Source organism: Streptomyces sp. RK9 (assembly GCF_045070545.1).
Lineage (GTDB): Bacteria > Actinomycetota > Actinomycetes > Streptomycetales > Streptomycetaceae > Streptomyces > Streptomyces alboflavus.
The window spans coordinates 1,198,301-1,214,952 of the sequence record NZ_CP173704.1; the positions used below are offsets into that span (position 1 = coordinate 1,198,301).

17 protein-coding genes are annotated in these 16,652 nt (G+C 71.4%); 8 read left to right on the forward strand and 9 right to left on the reverse strand.

The window, feature by feature from the left end; all coding sequences use genetic code 11:
* Positions 1 to 30: 30 nt before the first annotated feature.
* A complete protein-coding gene (locus AB6L24_RS25505) occupies positions 31 to 939 on the reverse strand; it encodes a LysR family transcriptional regulator (protein ID WP_405658821.1) in 909 nt (302 codons plus the stop codon).
* A gap of 225 nt (positions 940 to 1,164) precedes the next feature.
* On the opposite strand from AB6L24_RS25505, the gene AB6L24_RS25510 reads away from it, so the two are divergent.
* Positions 1,165 to 2,469 carry an SGNH/GDSL hydrolase family protein gene (locus AB6L24_RS25510; protein WP_405658824.1) on the forward strand — a complete coding sequence of 435 codons (1,305 nt, stop codon included), beginning with the start codon at positions 1,165 to 1,167 and terminating at the stop codon, positions 2,467 to 2,469.
* Positions 2,470 to 2,561: 92 nt separating this feature from the next.
* Here AB6L24_RS25510 and AB6L24_RS25515 read toward each other — a convergent pair whose 3' ends face one another.
* A complete protein-coding gene (locus tag AB6L24_RS25515; RefSeq protein WP_030362368.1) occupies positions 2,562 to 2,957 on the reverse strand; it encodes a hypothetical protein in 396 nt (131 codons plus the stop codon).
* Positions 2,958 to 3,184: 227 nt separating this feature from the next.
* On the opposite strand from AB6L24_RS25515, the gene AB6L24_RS25520 reads away from it, so the two are divergent.
* The 4 genes from AB6L24_RS25520 (at position 3,185) to AB6L24_RS25535 (ending at position 7,307) form a co-directional block, all read left to right on the forward strand.
* The gene (locus tag AB6L24_RS25520) at positions 3,185 to 4,243 is read left to right on the forward strand and encodes an ATP-binding cassette domain-containing protein (protein ID WP_405658827.1); all 1,059 of its coding nucleotides are present in this window, start codon (positions 3,185 to 3,187) and stop codon (positions 4,241 to 4,243) included.
* Positions 4,240 to 5,085, forward strand: a complete 846-nt coding sequence (locus AB6L24_RS25525; protein ID WP_405658829.1) for an ABC transporter permease — start codon at positions 4,240 to 4,242, stop codon at positions 5,083 to 5,085. Before AB6L24_RS25520 ends, AB6L24_RS25525 begins: the two co-directional genes overlap by 4 nt.
* A 107-nt stretch (positions 5,086 to 5,192) precedes the next feature.
* Positions 5,193 to 6,191, forward strand: coding sequence for a hypothetical protein (locus AB6L24_RS25530; RefSeq protein WP_405658832.1), 999 nt, complete (start codon positions 5,193 to 5,195; stop codon positions 6,189 to 6,191).
* Positions 6,192 to 6,287: 96 nt separating this feature from the next.
* On the forward strand, positions 6,288 to 7,307 hold the full coding sequence (locus tag AB6L24_RS25535; protein WP_405658834.1) for an endonuclease/exonuclease/phosphatase family protein: 1,020 nt from the start codon (positions 6,288 to 6,290) through the stop codon (positions 7,305 to 7,307).
* Positions 7,308 to 7,441: 134 nt separating this feature from the next.
* Here AB6L24_RS25535 and AB6L24_RS25540 read toward each other — a convergent pair whose 3' ends face one another.
* On the reverse strand, positions 7,442 to 8,782 hold the full coding sequence (locus tag AB6L24_RS25540; protein WP_405658836.1) for a tetratricopeptide repeat protein: 1,341 nt from the start codon (positions 8,780 to 8,782) through the stop codon (positions 7,442 to 7,444).
* A gap of 568 nt (positions 8,783 to 9,350) precedes the next feature.
* On the opposite strand from AB6L24_RS25540, the gene AB6L24_RS25545 reads away from it, so the two are divergent.
* A complete protein-coding gene (locus AB6L24_RS25545) occupies positions 9,351 to 9,935 on the forward strand; it encodes a hypothetical protein (RefSeq protein WP_405658839.1) in 585 nt (194 codons plus the stop codon).
* Between the two features lie 5 nt (positions 9,936 to 9,940).
* Here AB6L24_RS25545 and AB6L24_RS25550 read toward each other — a convergent pair whose 3' ends face one another.
* Complete coding sequence (locus tag AB6L24_RS25550) at positions 9,941 to 10,342, reverse strand: hypothetical protein (RefSeq protein ID WP_405658841.1); 402 nt, start codon at positions 10,340 to 10,342, stop codon at positions 9,941 to 9,943.
* A 193-nt stretch (positions 10,343 to 10,535) separates the two neighbouring features.
* Between AB6L24_RS25550 and AB6L24_RS25555 the strand changes: the two genes are divergently transcribed.
* Entirely contained in the window at positions 10,536 to 10,868 is a 333-nt protein-coding gene (locus tag AB6L24_RS25555; RefSeq protein WP_405658844.1) for a DUF4429 domain-containing protein, read from the forward strand.
* Positions 10,869 to 11,243: 375 nt separating this feature from the next.
* On the opposite strand, the gene AB6L24_RS25560 is transcribed toward AB6L24_RS25555, so the two are convergent.
* The 4 genes from AB6L24_RS25560 to AB6L24_RS25575 form a co-directional block, all read right to left on the reverse strand.
* A complete protein-coding gene (locus AB6L24_RS25560; protein ID WP_405658847.1) occupies positions 11,244 to 12,020 on the reverse strand; it encodes an SDR family NAD(P)-dependent oxidoreductase in 777 nt (258 codons plus the stop codon).
* Complete coding sequence (locus AB6L24_RS25565) at positions 12,013 to 12,504, reverse strand: cupin domain-containing protein (protein WP_380842805.1); 492 nt, start codon at positions 12,502 to 12,504, stop codon at positions 12,013 to 12,015. The genes AB6L24_RS25560 and AB6L24_RS25565 overlap by 8 nt, the downstream gene beginning before the upstream one ends.
* A gap of 181 nt (positions 12,505 to 12,685) precedes the next feature.
* On the reverse strand, positions 12,686 to 13,513 hold the full coding sequence (locus AB6L24_RS25570) for a hypothetical protein (protein WP_405658850.1): 828 nt from the start codon (positions 13,511 to 13,513) through the stop codon (positions 12,686 to 12,688).
* Positions 13,514 to 13,716: 203 nt separating this feature from the next.
* Positions 13,717 to 14,289 (reverse strand): hypothetical protein, encoded by a 573-nt coding sequence (locus AB6L24_RS25575; RefSeq protein WP_405658853.1) that lies wholly within the window; start codon positions 14,287 to 14,289, stop codon positions 13,717 to 13,719.
* 684 nt (positions 14,290 to 14,973) lie between these two features.
* Between AB6L24_RS25575 and AB6L24_RS25580 the strand changes: the two genes are divergently transcribed.
* A complete protein-coding gene (locus AB6L24_RS25580) occupies positions 14,974 to 15,840 on the forward strand; it encodes an LLM class flavin-dependent oxidoreductase (RefSeq protein WP_405658856.1) in 867 nt (288 codons plus the stop codon).
* A gap of 86 nt (positions 15,841 to 15,926) precedes the next feature.
* Here the strand turns inward: AB6L24_RS25580 and AB6L24_RS25585 are convergent, their stop codons facing one another.
* Positions 15,927 to 16,598: a TetR/AcrR family transcriptional regulator gene (locus AB6L24_RS25585; RefSeq protein ID WP_405658859.1), complete on the reverse strand. Its 672-nt coding sequence runs from the start codon at positions 16,596 to 16,598 to the stop codon at positions 15,927 to 15,929.
* Between the last annotated feature and the right edge of the window lie 54 nt (positions 16,599 to 16,652).

The window sequence follows — 16,652 nt, forward strand, 5'->3', positions numbered from 1 at the left end:
GTGGGGAAGATCCGCCGCGAAGCGGGCGGTCTAGAACGACGCCGGACCCCCATGAGCGGCCAGAGCGTCCCGCACCGTCCGAATGAACGCGTCCCCGCGAGACCCCGTGCTGCCGGTCCGCCACACCAGCGCCACATCCGCCGTCGGCAGGTCGTGCACGGGCACGAACACCACGTCGGGACGCGAGTAGTACGTCTCCACGGAGGCGATGACCGGGGAGACCCCCTGCCCCGTGGCGACCAGCGTCATCAGCTCCTGGAACGTCGCCACCGCCTGCCCGCGCCGGATCTCCCGGCCGCTCGGCGTGCGCGGCGGCACATGGAAGTCCCACCAGTACGCGGGCGCGCCGCCCGCCACCCGGAAGAACGTCTCGCCCGCCAACTCCTCGAAGGACAGCGAGGTCCGGCCGGCGAAGCGGTGGCCGACGGGCACGGCGAGGGCGCGGTGTTCGGTGATGACGACGGGGCCGACGGTCAGGTCGGGCTCCTCCACCGGCAGGCACGTGAACAGCATGTCGATGTCACCCGCGCGGAGCGCGCCCAGCGGGTCCTGGAACTGCGTCTCGCGCATCCGCACCTCGCAGCCGGGGCACCGCTCCCGGAACAGCTTCAGGATCGGCTGTGTGAGCGATCCGGCGCCGGAGCCGAGGAAGCCGACGCCCAACTCCCCGTCGATGCCCCGCGCCTGGTCCTTGGCGCGGGCCACGGCCTCCTCCATCCGGTGGTGCAGCGGCGCGAGCTCGTCGTACAGCTGCCGTCCCAGCGGGGACATCCGCACCACGCGGCTGGTGCGTTCGAAGAGGGGGGCGCCGATCTTGCGCTCCAGCTTCTTCACGGTCTGGCTGACCCGCGCCTGCGAGAGCAGCAGGCGTTCGGCGGTGCGGCCGAAGTGCAGCTCCTCGGCGAGGGTCAGAAAGGTCTGCAGTTCCTGTCGTTCCACGGCGCGCTCCCCCTTGCGTAGGCCCTGAGGACCCCTAGGCGGAGCCCCGAAGACGGCAACACCGGCAGGCCCCCGCACCCTTCCCGAACGGCCTGACCTGCATCGATAAGCCTCGGCTTCGAGATCGTTTCACGGATCGGCGTTGATGGTCCGGTGCGATCGGCGGATCTTTGAGGAGTCGGAGCGGCAGCCGCCGAATCCGGCCCCGACCTCCAGGAGTTCATGATGTTCTCGCGTACCCGCACCCTCGCCGTCGCTGTCGCCCTCGCCGTCACCGCCGGTACCGCCGTCACCGTCGCCCAGGCCTCCGACGGCGGCGCGGGCCAAGGCCGCCACGCGGCCGGGAAGGGGGTCGCCTGGTCAGCGGCGTGGGCCGCGTCGCCGCAGCGGCCGAGCACCGGCTTCAAGGCCAACTGGTCCGAGGCGGGCTTCGACGACCAGACCGTGCGCCAGGTCGTCCGCGTGACCGAGAAGGGCGACAGAGCCCGCATCCGCCTCTCCAACGCCTACGGCGCGTCGCCGCTGCACGTCGCGAGCGCCACCGTCGCCCGCACCGAGGGCGGCAAGGGCGCGGGCGTCGAGCGCGGCTCGGTGCGCACGCTGACCTTCGGCGGGAAGAAGTCGGTGACCGTCCCGGCGGGCGGCCAACTCTCCAGCGACGCCGCCGGGCTCGACCTGGACCGCTTCGAGTCCGTCACCGTCACCCTGCACCTGTCCGGCACCACCGGGCCCGCCACCTTCCACGCGCAGGCCTTCGCGACCAGCTACCGGGCCGACGGCGACCACACCCGCGACACCGGCGCCGACGCCTTCAAGGAGTCGACCGAGTCCTGGTACTACCTGTCCGGCGTGGACGTCGCCGACAGCGGGAAGGCGGGCGGGCGGGCCGCCGCGCGGGACGGCGTCGTCCTCTTCGGCGACTCCATCACCGACGGCTTCGCCTCCTCCACCGACCTCAACCGCCGCTGGTCCGACGCGCTCGCCGAGCGCCTCGCCAAGTCGGGCAAGCCCCGGCCCGTCGTGAACTCCGGCATCGGCGGCAACATGGTCCTCAACGACTCGGCCTGGTACGGCGCCAAGGGCACGGGCCGCATCGGCCGGGACGCCCTCGACCTGCCCGGCGTCGGCACCGTCGTGATCCTCGAAGGCCTCAACGACATCGGCTTCAGCGAGACCGACAAGCCCACCTACAAGCCCGCGCCGATCGTCAGCGCCGACGAACTCATCGCCGGGCACCGCAAGTTGATCCGCGCCGCCCACGACAAGGGCCTGAAGGCCGTCGGCGCGACGCTGCTCCCGCTCGGCGGCTCCGACCACTACGGCGAGCGCGCCGCCGCGGTCAGCGACAAGTTCAACGAGTGGGTGCGCACGTCGGGTGAGTACGACGGCTACGTCGACTTCGACAAGGCCCTCGCCGACCCGAAGGACCCGGAGCGGATCCGGCCCGCGTACGACAGCGGCGACCACCTGCACCCGAACGACGCCGGGTACGCGGCGATGGCGCGGGCCGTCGACCTCGGCTCGCTCTGAGCACCACGGCGCGCGGCCGGGGCGGCCGGGGCGGACCAGCCCGCCCCGGCCGCTCCGCCGTGCCCGGGTCCCCGCGTGCGGGAACCGTACGGTCACTCCCGCGTGTAGAAGCGGTAGAACGTCACCGCGAACACGCTCGCGGCCACCGTGCCCGCCATCCCCACCGACCGCAGCACGCTCGCGTCGGTGAGGCTGTACAGGAAGCCGAAGGACACGCCCGCGAAGGTCGCCCAGGCCGTGGCGCGCAGCTCGCGCGGCAGGGCGGGGGCGAGGCGGCGCACGGCCGCGTACAGCGCGCCGAACGCGACGCCCGAGACCACGCCGAAGAGGACGTTTCCGCTGGTGATGGGTCCGCCGTCGCGGTTGATCGCGGCGGCCCAGAGGCCGTAGACGACGGCGAGGAGGGCGGGGCCCGCCCAGGTGCCGGAGAGCGCGCGGATGCCGGGGAGGGTGGGGGTGCCGGGCGCTCCGTGTGCGGTGTGAGCCATGACGGCTCCTCTCTGCTCACGCCTTGCGGTGTGCTGCTCACGCCTTGCGGCGTCCCATCAAGGAAACACCCGTTCGACCCCGCGCTCCACCGGAGCCCGTGCCACTCTGGAAATCGGCGACGCGCTCGGCGATGAGTTTCCGCCACGGGTCCGGTCTCCCCTCATGACGAGCCGCTGCCGAGCAGCCGACGAGCGGCCGACGATCCGCATGCGGAGGGCGCAGGGACATGAGCAGCAAGCAGCCGCACCGGGACTCCGGCTCCGGGGGCCTGGCCATCGAGACCGCGGGCCTGGTGAAGACCTTCGGCGACAACCGCGCGGTCGACGGCGTCGACCTCGCCGTACCGGCCGGGACGGTCTACGGCCTCCTCGGGCCCAACGGCGCGGGCAAGACGACGACCGTGAAGATGCTGGCCACGCTCCTCCGCCCGGACGGCGGCGAGGCACACGTATTCGGCCACGACGTGGTCCGCGCGGCCGACACCGTCCGCGGCCTGGTCAGCCTCACCGGGCAGTACGCCTCGGTCGACGAGGACCTCACCGGCACCGAGAACCTGGTGCTCCTGGCCCGCCTGACCGGCCACGGCAAGAAGGCCGCGTACAGCCGCGCGGAGCAGCTCCTCGACGCCTTCGGGCTCGGTGACGCCGCGTCCCGCCAGGTCAAGAACTACTCGGGCGGCATGCGGCGGCGCATCGACATCGCCGCGTCCATCCTCAACACCCCCGACCTGCTCTTCCTCGACGAGCCGACGACGGGCCTCGACCCGCGCAGCCGCAACCAGGTCTGGGACATCGTCCGCGCGGTCGTGGGACACGGCACCACGGTGCTCCTGACCACGCAGTACCTGGACGAGGCCGACCAGCTCGCCGCCCGCATCGCCGTCATCGACAAGGGCAAGGTCATCGCCGAGGGCACCAAGGGCGAGCTGAAGGCGTCCGTCGGCGCGGGCTCCGTGCACGTCCGGCTGCGCCACGCCGAGCAGCGCCCGCAGGCCGAGGAGGTGCTGCGCATCGCGCTCGACGCCGAGGTCAACCTCGAACCCGACCCGGTCGCGCTCACCGCCCGCGTCGGCGGCGGTGCGGCGAACGGCCGGGGCGCGGCCGAGCAGGCGTCCCGTGCCCTCGCCGAGCTGGCCCGCACCGGCATCACCGTCGACAACTTCTCCCTGGGCCAGCCCAGCCTCGACGAGGTGTTCCTCGCCCTGACCGGCCACCCCAGCGAACCCGAGCCCACCAGCGGCCAGGACGCCCCGCAGGACCTGAAGGAAGCCGAGGTCTCCCGATGAGCACCGCGACCACCACCGAGGCCCAGGACCTCGCGCCCGTGCGCACCGAGTCCCTCGCCGAACTGCTCATCGCCAAGGAGCGCCCGCCGCGCCCGGGCGCCCTCTCCACGTCCCTGACCTTCGGCTGGCGCGCCATACTCAAGATCAAGCACGTGCCGGAGCAGCTGTTCGACGTCACGGCGTTCCCGATCATGATGGTGCTGATGTACACGTACCTCTTCGGAGGTGCCCTCGCCGGATCCCCGCGCGAGTACATCCAGTACCTGCTCCCCGGCATCCTGGTGATGTCCGTCGTCATGATCACGATGTACACGGGCGTCTCGGTCAACACCGACATCGAGAAGGGCGTCTTCGACCGCTTCCGCTCGCTGCCCATCTGGCGGCCCTCGACGCTGGTCGGCTATCTCCTCGGCGACGCCCTGCGGTACGCGATGGCGTCCGCCGTGATGCTCACCGTCGGCATCATCATGGGCTTCCGCCCGGACAGCGCGCTCGGCGTCCTCGGCGGCGTGCTCCTGCTGCTCGTCTTCTCGTTCGCCTTCTCCTGGGTGTGGACGATGTTCGGGCTGCTGCTTCGCACCGAGAAGTCCGTGATGGGCGTCAGCATGATGGTGCTGTTCCCGCTGACGTTCCTCAGCGACATCTTCGTGAAGCCCGAGACCATGCCGGGCTGGCTCCAGGCCTTCGTCAACAACAACCCCGTCACGCACGTCGCCTCCGCCGTGCGCGGCCTGATGGCGGGCGACTGGCCGGGCGCCGACATCGCGTGGAGCCTCGGCTGGGCGGGGCTGCTCGTGGCGGTGTTCGGGCCGGTCACGATGCGGCTGTACAACCGCAAGTAGCGGTGACCGGCGGCGCGCCGCCGGCGTCCCACAAAGGCGGGGAATCCTGCCCCCATATGCAGTGACCCCGGTCGCCCCGAGGGCGGCCGGGGTCTTGCCTTGAGGACGTGCTCCGACGTCCTCGCGCCGCCCTGTCCGCCGTGCTGCTCGTTCTCGCCTGTCTGCTCGTCCCCCTCGGCACGGTCTCCACCTGGGCGAAGTACGAGATCGAGGACACCGACGCGTACGTCGCCACGATGGCGCCCCTCGCCGCCGACCCCGACGTCCGTGCCTCCGTCGCCGACGCCGTGACCGACTCCGTGATGAAGGAGATCGACGCCGGTCCGCTGCGGGCCACGGTCGCCTCCTTCGTCCGCGACGCCGTGCACTCCTTCACCGAGACCGGCGCCTTCCAGACCGCGTGGAACGCCGCCAACCGCGCCGCCCACGACGCCGTGCAGGCCGCCCTCACCCACGGCTCCGACGGCGCCGTCACCATCGACCTCGCCCCCATCACCGAGCAGGTCAAGCGTCAACTCATCGAGGAGGGCACGCCGTTCGCCGGCCGCATCCCGGTGCGGCACACCGAGGTCACCGTCATGAAGGCGCAGGACCTCAGCCACTTCCGGAAGGGCTTCCGCATGCTCCAGGTCGCCGGTCTCTGGCTGCCCGCCGCCGCCGTGCTCCTCGCCACGGGCGGCATCCTCCTCGCGGTACGCCGCCGCCGCGCCGTCACCGCCACCGCCCTCGGCGCGGCCGTCGGCGCCGCCGCCCTCGCCGCCGCCATCGCCGCGGGCCGCGCCCTCACCCTCGACGACCTGCCCCCCGACGTCTCCCGCGCCGCAGCGGGCGCCGTCTACGACGCCCTCACGGACACACTGCGCACGGCGTCGTGGGTGATCGCGGGGGTGGGGGTCGTGGTGGGGGTGGGGGCTTGGGTGAGCGGACGGGTGGGGGTGTCGTCCGGTGGGGGTGGTGCGGGTGATGCCGGTGGTCCTGATGTTTCTGGTGGTCCCGGAAGCCCGGGTATGACCGGCGCGAGCAGGGAAACCGGCACCTCCGACGCGCCCCGCCCGGCGGGCTCCTCGCCCCGGCGCAACCCCTCCGCCGTCCCGCCGCGTCCCTGAGGGAGGATCTGTTCTGAGGACGTGGCGGATGCGGGCACGCCGGTCAGGAGCCCGCTGCCCCGCCGACCGGCGACGAAAGGGCGACCCTTGGAGCACGTGACGGCACCGCCCGACTTCCCCGAGGTCGAACCCGACGGCCCTGTGGACGTACGGCGGCCGCAGAGTCACCGGGTCGCCGCCTGGACCGCCGGGCTCCTGCTCGCCGCCGTGAGCGCCGTCCTCGGCTGCCGCATCGCCGACACCGACGCCGTCACTCCCGTGCCGCAGGTCCTCGCCTTCCTGCCCTGGCTCCTCGTGCCCGCCGCCGCCGGGCTGCTCCTCGCCGCCCTCGGGCGCTGGCGGGTCGGCCTCGTCTGGGCCGTGGCCGTGCTCGGCGGGCTCGCCTGGTTCATCGAGCCGTACGGCAAGGTGTCAGAACCGGACGGGCCGCCCGTCGCCGAGCTGCGGGTGCTCGCGTCCAACGTGGAGTTCGGACGCGGTACGCCCGGGCTGATCAAGGCGATACGGGAGCGGAAGCCGGACCTGGTCTTCGTCTCCGAGTGCGACCGGGCGTGCGACGGGAAGTTGCGGGACGCGCTGCCGGAGACCGCCTACCCCTACCGGGCCGCCGTCGCCTCCGCCGGGGCCGACGGGGCCGACGGGTCGGTGATCCTCAGCAATGTGCCGCTGAAGGAGGCTCCCGGGGTGCGGGGGACCCTTGGCATGCCGGGGGCCGTGGCCGAGGTGAAGGGGATTCCGGTACGGGTGCAGCTCGCCCATCCGATGCCGCCGACGCCCGGGGACCTCGGGCGGTGGCGGGCCGAGCTGGGGCGGCTTCGGGACTACGCGGCGGCGGGGGACGGGCCCACCATCGTCGCCGGGGACTTCAACGCCACGCAGGACCACGCCGCGTTCCGTCGCGTCCTCGACGCCGGGCTGCGGGACGCGGCTCGGCTCTCCGGGGCGTCGCGCACGCCGACCTGGCCCACGGCGCTGCCCCGGCCGTTCGGGGCGCAGATCGACCATGTCCTGGCGTCGGACGACTTCGCCGCGCACGACGCGCGGTTCCTGGAGATCGGGGACACGGATCATCGTGCCTTGCTGGTGGACTTGACGTTGCATCGGGACGAGGCCTGAACGCTGAGTGAGCGTTGCGAGGTGTGGGAAATCGAGGGGAGTCACGCCTGTTCGGGCGCCAAATTGGTCACGTCTGCTCCACGCTGCGCCTGCCGCGTGGGGCGATGCGCGATCCATGGTCTTGGGGAAGCAGGTCAACTGGCCAAGGCGGGGGGTGCGATCGTCCGGGCGCGGTCGTACAGATCGCGGGCCGCAGTGTTCTTCCGGTGAGGGCGGATGAGCCCGAACATAGCCTTGATGCGGTCGTCCGCCCGTCCGGATTGGACCATGGGGTAGTCGTCGAGCGCCTGGTGCCAGGTTGCGCAGGCCGCTTCCAGGTGACCCATTTCCAACTGCCGTTCAGCCAGCGTGGCCCGGTGCCGCACGCGTGCGCGCCGGTAGACGCTGAAGCGCACCTTGTCCGACTGCTGCATGGCTTCGACCGCTCCGGGCACATCACCGAGTTCATAACGCACTTGGCTGATGTGGTAGTTGAGTGACGAAGGGTCGTACGAGCCGAATGCCTTGCCGCGCGATTCGGCGCGGTCCATGGCCGCCTCCGCCTCGTGGATGTATCGGAGTGCGCTCGTACGGTCGCCTGTCTGGGCGGCCGCGTGTGCCTGCTGACCGGCGAGGAAGGCCCGCATCCGAGGCCCCGCTTTCGGGGACGCTGCGGCAGCGGCGTCCGCCAGCTCCATGGCCTTGGTCCCGTGCCGCAGATCGACAGCCTGCACGCTCATGCCGCGAAGGGTCGTGCAGTACGTCAGATGGTCCTCAGCCGCGCCCGCCAGTTCCAGGGCCTTGATGTAGTAGCGCTGGGCGAGCCCGTGGAGGCCCTCGTCGACCGCCATGTAGCCGGTCAGATACAGCAGGTCCGAGGCGGCCGACTGCATGGCTTGCCGTACGTCCTCCGGCGCATCCGCGCGCAGGTACGAGGCGACCGTGTTGACCATGAACGAGGCAGCCATGGGCCGCGCGTGACGTCCGCCGAACTGGTCGTCCAACTCGGAGACCCGTTCGGTCATCGCGATGACCATGTCCACTTCGTTCATGCCGATGCGTGACGCACGGCCGGACTGCACAGCCTCCGCCCGGCCGATCACGTCGGGCCACCCGGGGATCGTCAGGGCCACCGAGAACACACCCGCACCGAGGACTCTGCGGCGGGACGGATCCATGTCTTGCCTCCCCAGGTCGATCAACCCCTCCACGGTATCCGTGGACCCGGGGGAACGATCGAGGGGAACGGGCAGACCTGCCTCAGCATGCGTGACGGGACGACCGAGCCGACGAGAGAAGGCTTCGAGGATGCAGGCCCGCACGGCGTCGCGGGGGATGGTGCCGCCGAGCCAGTGGCTCACGGCCGACTCGTCGTAGCGCAGGGGAGTGCCGGTCTCTGTGCCTATGCGGTTCACGGCCCGTGCGAACTGGCGATACGTCCAGCGGCTCTCGGCGAGCAGGTGGCCGAGCGCTGTGTTCGGTTCGCGTTGTGCCATGCCCCTCAACTCCCCACGCTCTTGCGTGCTTTCAAGGGTTTCAAGTCCTTGCGCCGCTGCAACGGTACCGCCGTGCGTGGTCAGACGGTTGCGTAGAGCACATGAAAGATCGGCGAAACGCTCGCCGCAGACGTCTCCCCTAAGGGGCTGAGTCATGAGAAGCGAAGCGAGGGCATCACTTGCCCGAATGACCGAAGAGCAGGGTACGGACGGTGTGCTGAAGGTCGACGTCGTGGACGGGTGCGAACTGCCCCCAGGGTCCATGAAGTACCCGCCGTGCCAATGCCCGCAGCACCGTGCAGTCCAGACGCAAGAGGGACCCAACGGCGCACTCGGCAGCCAGGTCCGTGCGGCCAACGAACGCAGCAGGGGCGAGCGGCTGTGAGCCGTGCCGACCCACTGGACTCCTCCCAAGCCGCATGAATCGTGGCTCAGCCACACGCGGCCGAGGAGGGCATGACTCCCGTCTGACAGGGCGGTAGATCCCGTCCGACTGTCGTACGTGTGACGGCGGTCGGCAGCCGGACGGGCCCACCGATGCACCCAACCACCGAAGGAGAGTGCAGCAGTGTCCACAACGCTAGTACGGCCCGCCCCGGAGATCGTGGCCCGGCGTGCGCGAGAGATCTTGATGATCGTCGAGGGCGATCGGGAGTACGACCGTCTGCGCACCGCATGCGCGAAGTACGACGAGGACTGGACGAGCTTCATGGGGTACGCCCTCGTGGACGGGTTCGACATCGCGACGGACACGGAGCCGCTGTTCCCCGAAGCCATGCGCGCCATGGCGATCAAATCGGCCGTCTACGAGATGACGGACGGCGACGAGGAGGCCGCCGAGGTCCCTGTGGCCATCCCCGTGGACGAGATGATCCACGCGCTTGCGGCGCAGTTCACGGTGCTGTCCCGCATCCAGAGCCGTACCGGCATCAAGTTCGTCCACGCCACCGACCGCGAGGCCATCGGGGAGTGGGACCACGGCGACTACACCCACCAGGTCTACCGGGCCGCATGGGGGCCGATGAACGACCGGTACTGGTTCGGCAAGGCCGAGACCGCGAAGCGCAGGGCGGTGGTCATGGCGAAGTACGAGCCGGTGGGCATCCTTGACGGCGGCCGCCGCTTCGCGCCCGGGTTCGCCACCGCCAGCTAGGAGAGCTAGTTGAACGCACGGCGCAGGGCCAAGGTGGCGTCGACCTCAGGAAAGGTACGACGGATCTCACGGTCCGCCAGGTCGATCAGCACCTCAAGGGCACCGGGGGCTGCGCCGTGCACCAACTCACGCAGGTACCCATCGAGTTCGGCGATGTCGTCGGGCAGCACGACGTCTGCCACCAGAGCCACGCCTTCCGTCTTGTACGGGGCGGGCGGCAGGCCGACCTTCTCCGGGTGGACGCAGACGGGAACGCCTTGCAGCGTGTATCTGTGGCCGTCCTCGGGGTTGAACGGGAACTCGCGCGAGGGACGCTCGGCCACGTCGAACTCGCCGAGCGGGAAGCGACGCGAAGGGCAGATGCCGCATGCGCGGTGGCCGTCACCGGTGACGAATGCCTCAGCCATGGGCGGCAGCGTAGCGTGGCCGAAATGGGAACGATGCCGCTCTGGGAGGCGCCACCCTGTAAGGGCGACGGCTGCCAGGGTGGACCTCCACCCAGAATGCCCGGCATCTGCAGCGTCTCGTCAATCTTTCTGACGCCTAGCCCGCAGCTGTGCTGCCATAGGCACTGCCACTGCGAGGTGCTTCTGGGGCTCTATGGACATTCGAGTCAAAGGCGTGCTCGGCGAGGTCCACTTCGACGGAGTATGGATCACCATCACGAAGCGGCAACCAAGCCAGCGTGCAAGGGACTTCAGGCTGCGCGCTGCTGACGTCAATGGCACCCGCCTCAAGCCTGGTACCAGGCTCTTCCACGGCTACGTGCAGTTCGTGCTGTCTGGCTCCCTACCTGCGGCAGAGAAGAGGAGCATCTGGGACGGTGGACGGCCGCCGCACGAAGCCCCGCACAGTCTCTCTATCCGGCGTCGCAGCAATGACGCTGCGACCAAGCTGATTGCCGCGGTGGAGCAGGCTCGTTCTACAGAGTGAACGGGGGCATGAGGAGGGCTGCTCCGAGGGCCGGCTGTCGGCACTGACTGCGATGAATCGCGAACGACCGGTCAGTCCGGGGGTTGTCGACCTTCCCTTCCCCGGGCAGCGCTACCGGGCCGCGGAAGGCCACGGCGCCTTCATCGGCGAACAGCGCATCGTCGTGAGCCGGACGGAGACGCTTGAGAGGGTCATCGTGGCCATCGGCGATACGCCGTGGGTGAGAGAGCAAGGGAGCGGAACGTCCGGGGCCTTGCCCTCACATGGCACCTGGCAGAGAGCGTGCGGCGGCTGCGCATGTTCGGCTGCGCTTGTGCTGGAGCGTGCCCCTGCCTGCGGCGGAGCCGCTGATCGATGCCGGGCGCCCCGCGAGGGTCACCACGTCGAGCGTGCGCTGACTCCGCCGTCGACCACCAGGTCGGTGCCCGTGATCCACCCGGCCGCGTCCGACGCGAGGAACACGCACGCGGCCCCGACATCCTCGGGCCGCCCCAGCCGGACGAGCGGCGCGGCCCGCCCCCACCGCTCGACCCCGTCGGGCCACTCCGAGGCCAACGAGGGGTGCCCGACGAGCCCGGGCGAGACGGAGTTGACCCGCACCCCCCGCCCTCCGTACTCCACGGCGGCAGCCCGCGCGAACATGATGAGCGCGGCCTTGGCGGCGCTGTAGTGGGCGTGCCCGACGGCAGGCTGGTGCCCCTCGATGGACGCGATGTGGGTGACGCTGCCACCCCCGTCCTGCCCCGCCATGACCCCGACAGCGGCCTGCGTGCAGCAGAACGCACTGGTGACGTTGGCGTCGTACATCCCCCGCCAGTCCCCGGCGGACATCCCCGCGAGTTCCTGCACGGGCTGCACCCCGGCGTTGTTGACGAGCGAGTCGAGCCGCCTCCGCCAGCCGTACGCCTCCTCGACGAGCCGCCGGCACTCCCGCTCCTCGCCGAGGTCGGCGGTGACGACGAGGGCGTCACCGCCGGACTCCTCGATCTCGGCGGCGACTTCCCGCGCCCGCTCGACCCCCTTGTTGCCGTGCACGACGACCGCGGCGCCCGCCCGCGCGAAGCTGCGCGCGATGCCGCCGCCGATCAGTCCGCTGGCGCCGGTGACGAGCGCCACCCGCCCCGCCAGTGAGGGCAGCCCGGGATCAGACACGGCACAACCTCCGGATCAGTTCGGCCTGTTGGGGGTAGCGGGCGGCCAACACGTCCGGATCCCCGCCCTCGTAGTCCGACTCCAGGAACCCGGGAGCCATGGTCGTCCCGAACAGCGACCACTCCCCGCCGTCCCGCACCCGCGCCCCCATCCAGGTGCCCGCGCGCACGACGAGCTGGAACTCCTCCCCGTCCCCGTCGCCCAGTATCCGCAGCTCGTCCGTCCCGTCGGGGTGGAGCAGCAGCAGGTCCAGGGGGTCGCCCTGGTAGAAGTGCCAGACCTCGTCGGTGGGGAGGCGGTGCAGCGCCGAGAAGTCGCCCGCGGCGGACGTCAGGAGCATGATGATCGCCGTACCGGTGGGGTGGCCGGACGCGGTGTCCGGCGGCCCGGCCCAGGTCTGGCGGAAACGCCCGCCTTCGAAGGGCAGCGGTTCGAGACCGTGCCGGGCGATCAGCTCCTCGGGCGTCACAGGGGATCTCGCCATGCCGCTCCCTCGCCTGCCTCTCCGTCGCCGCACTCGCACCAGGTGGTCGTGCCCGTGTGCTCCGGCAGCACGGTAACCCGCCACCGGCCCGTCACGGCCCCGACAAGCAGCGACCCCCGTCCGTCTTCAGCCAGTTCACGGACGGGGGTTTCACCTCGGCGAAGGCCCGCCGGGACCTGCGTCAGCCCCCGCACCCCTCCCTCCGCCCCACCACCCCGCTCACGTACTCCACCCGCACCGCCTCGTTCTCCCGCACGGTCCACAACGTGCCCTGCGCCGGGCTCCAGTCCCGCCCCACGAGGAAGATCCGGTCCCCGGACACATGGAACAACCGGAGTCCGGAGTACCGGTATCCGTACGCGCTGCCCCTGCCGCTCACGCGCTGGTCGCAGACCCCGTCCCCGCGGATCATCAGGTCCTTCTCGCTGAAGACGACGACGCTGGGGAAGGCGGCGGTGTCGACCGCGCGGGCCGCTTCCTCGGCGCGGCCGCGGCCGACGATCCCGGCGTACGAGGTGACGGCCCAGAAGAGCGAGAGCACGCAGAGGACGAGGGTGAGCGCCCAGACATGGAGCCGGTGGCGCTGCTCGGCCGCGTCGGGCCGGGCGCCGGGCCGGGTGTGGGCGTACGCCGTGGCGAGGAGGCAGGGGATGGCGGTGAGGGGGATCGCCAGCTCGAAGAAGGCCGGGTGCAGGCGGTAGCAGGCGAGGAGGCCGACGGGGAGGAGCCAGCTCCACCGCAGGCGCGGTACGACGGACTCGGCGCGGCCGGGGTTCTTCGTGAGCCAGGCGCGCAGGACGACGGCCGCGAGCAGCGCCCCCACGACCAGCCACGCGGGCAGGAACAGGGCTTGGACGCTGCGCAGCAGGTAGTCGCTGGTGGACAGGCGGAAGACGGAGTCGCGGAGTTCGAAGGCACGGGTCTCGGCGTCGGTGCTGGCCCAGCCGAAGTAGAACAGGACGGCGGCGAAGAGGGAGACCAGGGAGCCGATGGTGCCGAGGAGCTCCATCAAGGCGGGGCGCGCGGGGCCTTCGGGTGCGGGGGCCGGCGGGGGTGTGGGTGGTGGTGGGGGCGGTGTAGGGGGTGGTGTCGGGGGTGGAGCGGGGTCCGGGTCGGGTGCGGGGGCCGGTGTCGGCGTCGGGCGCGGACTCCGAAGGCGTGCGGCAAGGGATCCGAACCAGGACCCGGCACGCGGTCGCGGTGCGGCCATCGTCAGGAGCGGCTGATCGTCAGCAGGCCCGCGTCCAAGGTGATGGTCCGCGTCCGCAGCGTGACCCGTACCTGCCCGTCGGGGGTGTCCTTCGGCACCTCGAACGTCACGGCGGTGTTGTGACAGCAAGGGGGGTAGTCGGGATGGGGGAGGATGGTGACGGGTTGGCTGTCCAGGTAGACCGTCACCTCACTGGGCCAGGTCCCGTGCACAAACACCGTGTCCTCGGGCGCCGCCCTCTGGGGGCGCATCTCTTTGATGCCGGGGGGACAGGCCTGAACGCTCTTGGGCGCCGGGCGAATGCGGATCTTCCCCTTCGGGTGGGCGATGCGGAATTCGGCCAGCTGTTGAAGGGTGCGTCGGCCCGCGACGTACTTGCAGTCTCCGGACGGCTGATTCCTGATGGCTTCGTACGCGTCGGTCACGGTCCGCCATTCACGTTCCTGCCCGCCGACGGCGAAGCACGCGCCGACCAGCCCGCCGACGAGTTTCCACCCGGTCGGATTCTGCGCCCGTTCCCCGGGCCCCGCCAAGTCGTACCAAATCTTGGCTTGCCGACAGTTCCTGTTGTGCACCAGGTCGTAGATGTGGTCGGTGTCCGACCCGTCGAAGGAAGGGGATTCGGGTCCGGGCGGGGTCCACGAGAACTCCTTCTCCGGGGCGGGCTTCGGCTTCGGCCGTGGCTTGGCCGACCGCCCGCCCGAGTCCGTGCCGTCCCCGGGCTTCCAGGTGGACCCGCCACTGCCACCCCCGTCCCAGGTGGACCCGTCGGACGTGCCCGAGCCGTCTGAAGGCCCGCCGGAAGAGCTGCCGTTGCCGCCCCCGTTCGACCCTTCGGACGCATTCCCCGACCCGCTCGGGGATCCGTCCGAAGGCTCGTCCGAAGAGTCACTCGAAGAACCATTCGGGGACGCGTTCTGGGAGCCGCTCTGGGAACCGTTCGGGGATCCGCCGGGGGAACGGCTTTGCGAATCCCCCGACCCGCACCCGGAAATCACCAGGGCCCCGGTGACCCCGAGTGCGACGAGTGTGGACAACGGGGTCCACCGATAAGAAGGGGACGGTTGTGACCGTCCGTTGGGAATTGCCCGCATCTCGTGCCCCCCACCCCCGTGGCACATCACGCCCGTTGACGTACGAAATGCTATCGGCGGGGCGAGATCCATAAGGGAAGTCGGGGAGAAAGAGGCGCGACCGCGCGCGGGTGGGGCGCGCGAAACCCGTTGCCCGACCGGGGCCGCCCGCGCCACCATGCCGGGATGCGCTTCTCGATCAACATTCCGAACTTCGGTGACTTCGCGGACGCCAGGACCGTCGCCCAGGTGGCGGTGGCGGCCGAACAGGCGGGCTGGGACGGACTTTTCGTGTGGGATCACGTCGTGCACGACAAGGAGGTGCAGCGGGGGAAGCCGTTCGGGGATCCCTGGATGCTGCTCACCGCGGCGGCGCTCGCGACGGAGCGGATCCGGCTGGGGACGCTGGTCACGCCGGTGGCGCGGCGGCGCCCGCAGCAACTGGCGCGGCAGGTCGCCACGTTGGACGCGCTGAGCGGTGGCCGGGTGACGTTCGCGGCGGGGCTCGGCGGTCCCGTCCAGGACGAGTACGCGAGCTTCGGCGAGCCGACCGACCCGAAGGTGCTCGCCGAGCTGCTCGACGAGGGGCTCGGCCTGCTCGACCGGTACTGGTCCGGTGAGCGGGTCACGCACGACGGCAAGCACTTCCACGTCGACGACGTGCAGCTGCTGCCCGCCGCCGCGCAGCGGCCCCGCCCGCCCGTGTGGATCGCGGGCTTCTGGCCGAACCGGCCGCCGATGCGCCGCGCGGCCCGCTGGGACGGCGCCGTCCCGCTGTTCGAGTCGGCCCGGCACGGGGAGATCCCGCCGCTCGACGAGGTGCGGGACCTCGTGGCGTACGTGCGGGGGCACCGGGAGGACCCGGCGGCGCCGTACGAGATCGTCCTCGGCGGCGCCACGCCCGGCGACCCCGCCCGCGCCCGCGACCTGCTCGGACCGCTCCGCGACGCGGGCGTCACCTGGTGGGACGAGCGCCAGCTCCAGACCGGGCCCGGCCTCGACCGCCTCGACGCGGTGCTGCGCCGGATCGAGCAGGGGCCGCCGGAGATGTAGGCCGGGGCGCGGCGGTCGCGGCGGCAGGGGTGGTCGCGGCGGCAGGGGTGGTCCCGGCGGCAGTGGCGGTCCCGGTGGTCGCGGAGCTACGCCGCCCAGCCGCCCTCCGGCGGCTGCAGCAGCCCCATGAACATCAGCATCAGCTCGTCCACGATCGTGTCGAGGCTCGCGTCCACGTACCCGGCCGTCCAGTCGTACAGCAGGCCGTTGACCGCCCCGACGAAACCCAGCGCCGCTATCCGGTAGTCGCGGGCGCCGATCTCGCCGCGCGCGGCGGCCTCGTCCAGGGCGGCGACCAGGAGGTCGACCCAGCCCCTGCGGGCTTCCAGGCGCTGCTTCTCCAGCTCGGGGCTGACGCCCGTGACCTCGACGAAGGCGATCCGTACGAGATGCGGGTTGGCCGTGAGCACGCGCGCGTACGCCCGGAACGCGGTGTCGGCGCGCTCGCGGACGCTGCCGCTCGTGGCCTTGGCCAGGGACTCCGTGATCGCGGCCTGCGCGGCCTTCTGGACGTGCCGGTGCAGGACGGCGAGGACCTCTTCGAGGTTGCGGAACTCCTCGTAGAACTGGCGCGTCGACAGGTCGGCGCGGGCGCACAGCGACGCCACCGACGCGGAGTGGAACGCGCCGGGGCCCGAGCCGAAGAGTTCGACGCCCGCCGTCAGCAGGCGCCTGCGCCGCTCGGCCCGGCGCTGCTCGGCGGACTTGCCCCCGTACGCCCGCGAAGCCCGCCGCGCGCCCCGTGCCTCGTCGGACAACACCGATCCCGCTCCCCTCGCCTGCATGGCCTCAACCACCCGCCCCTACCCGGG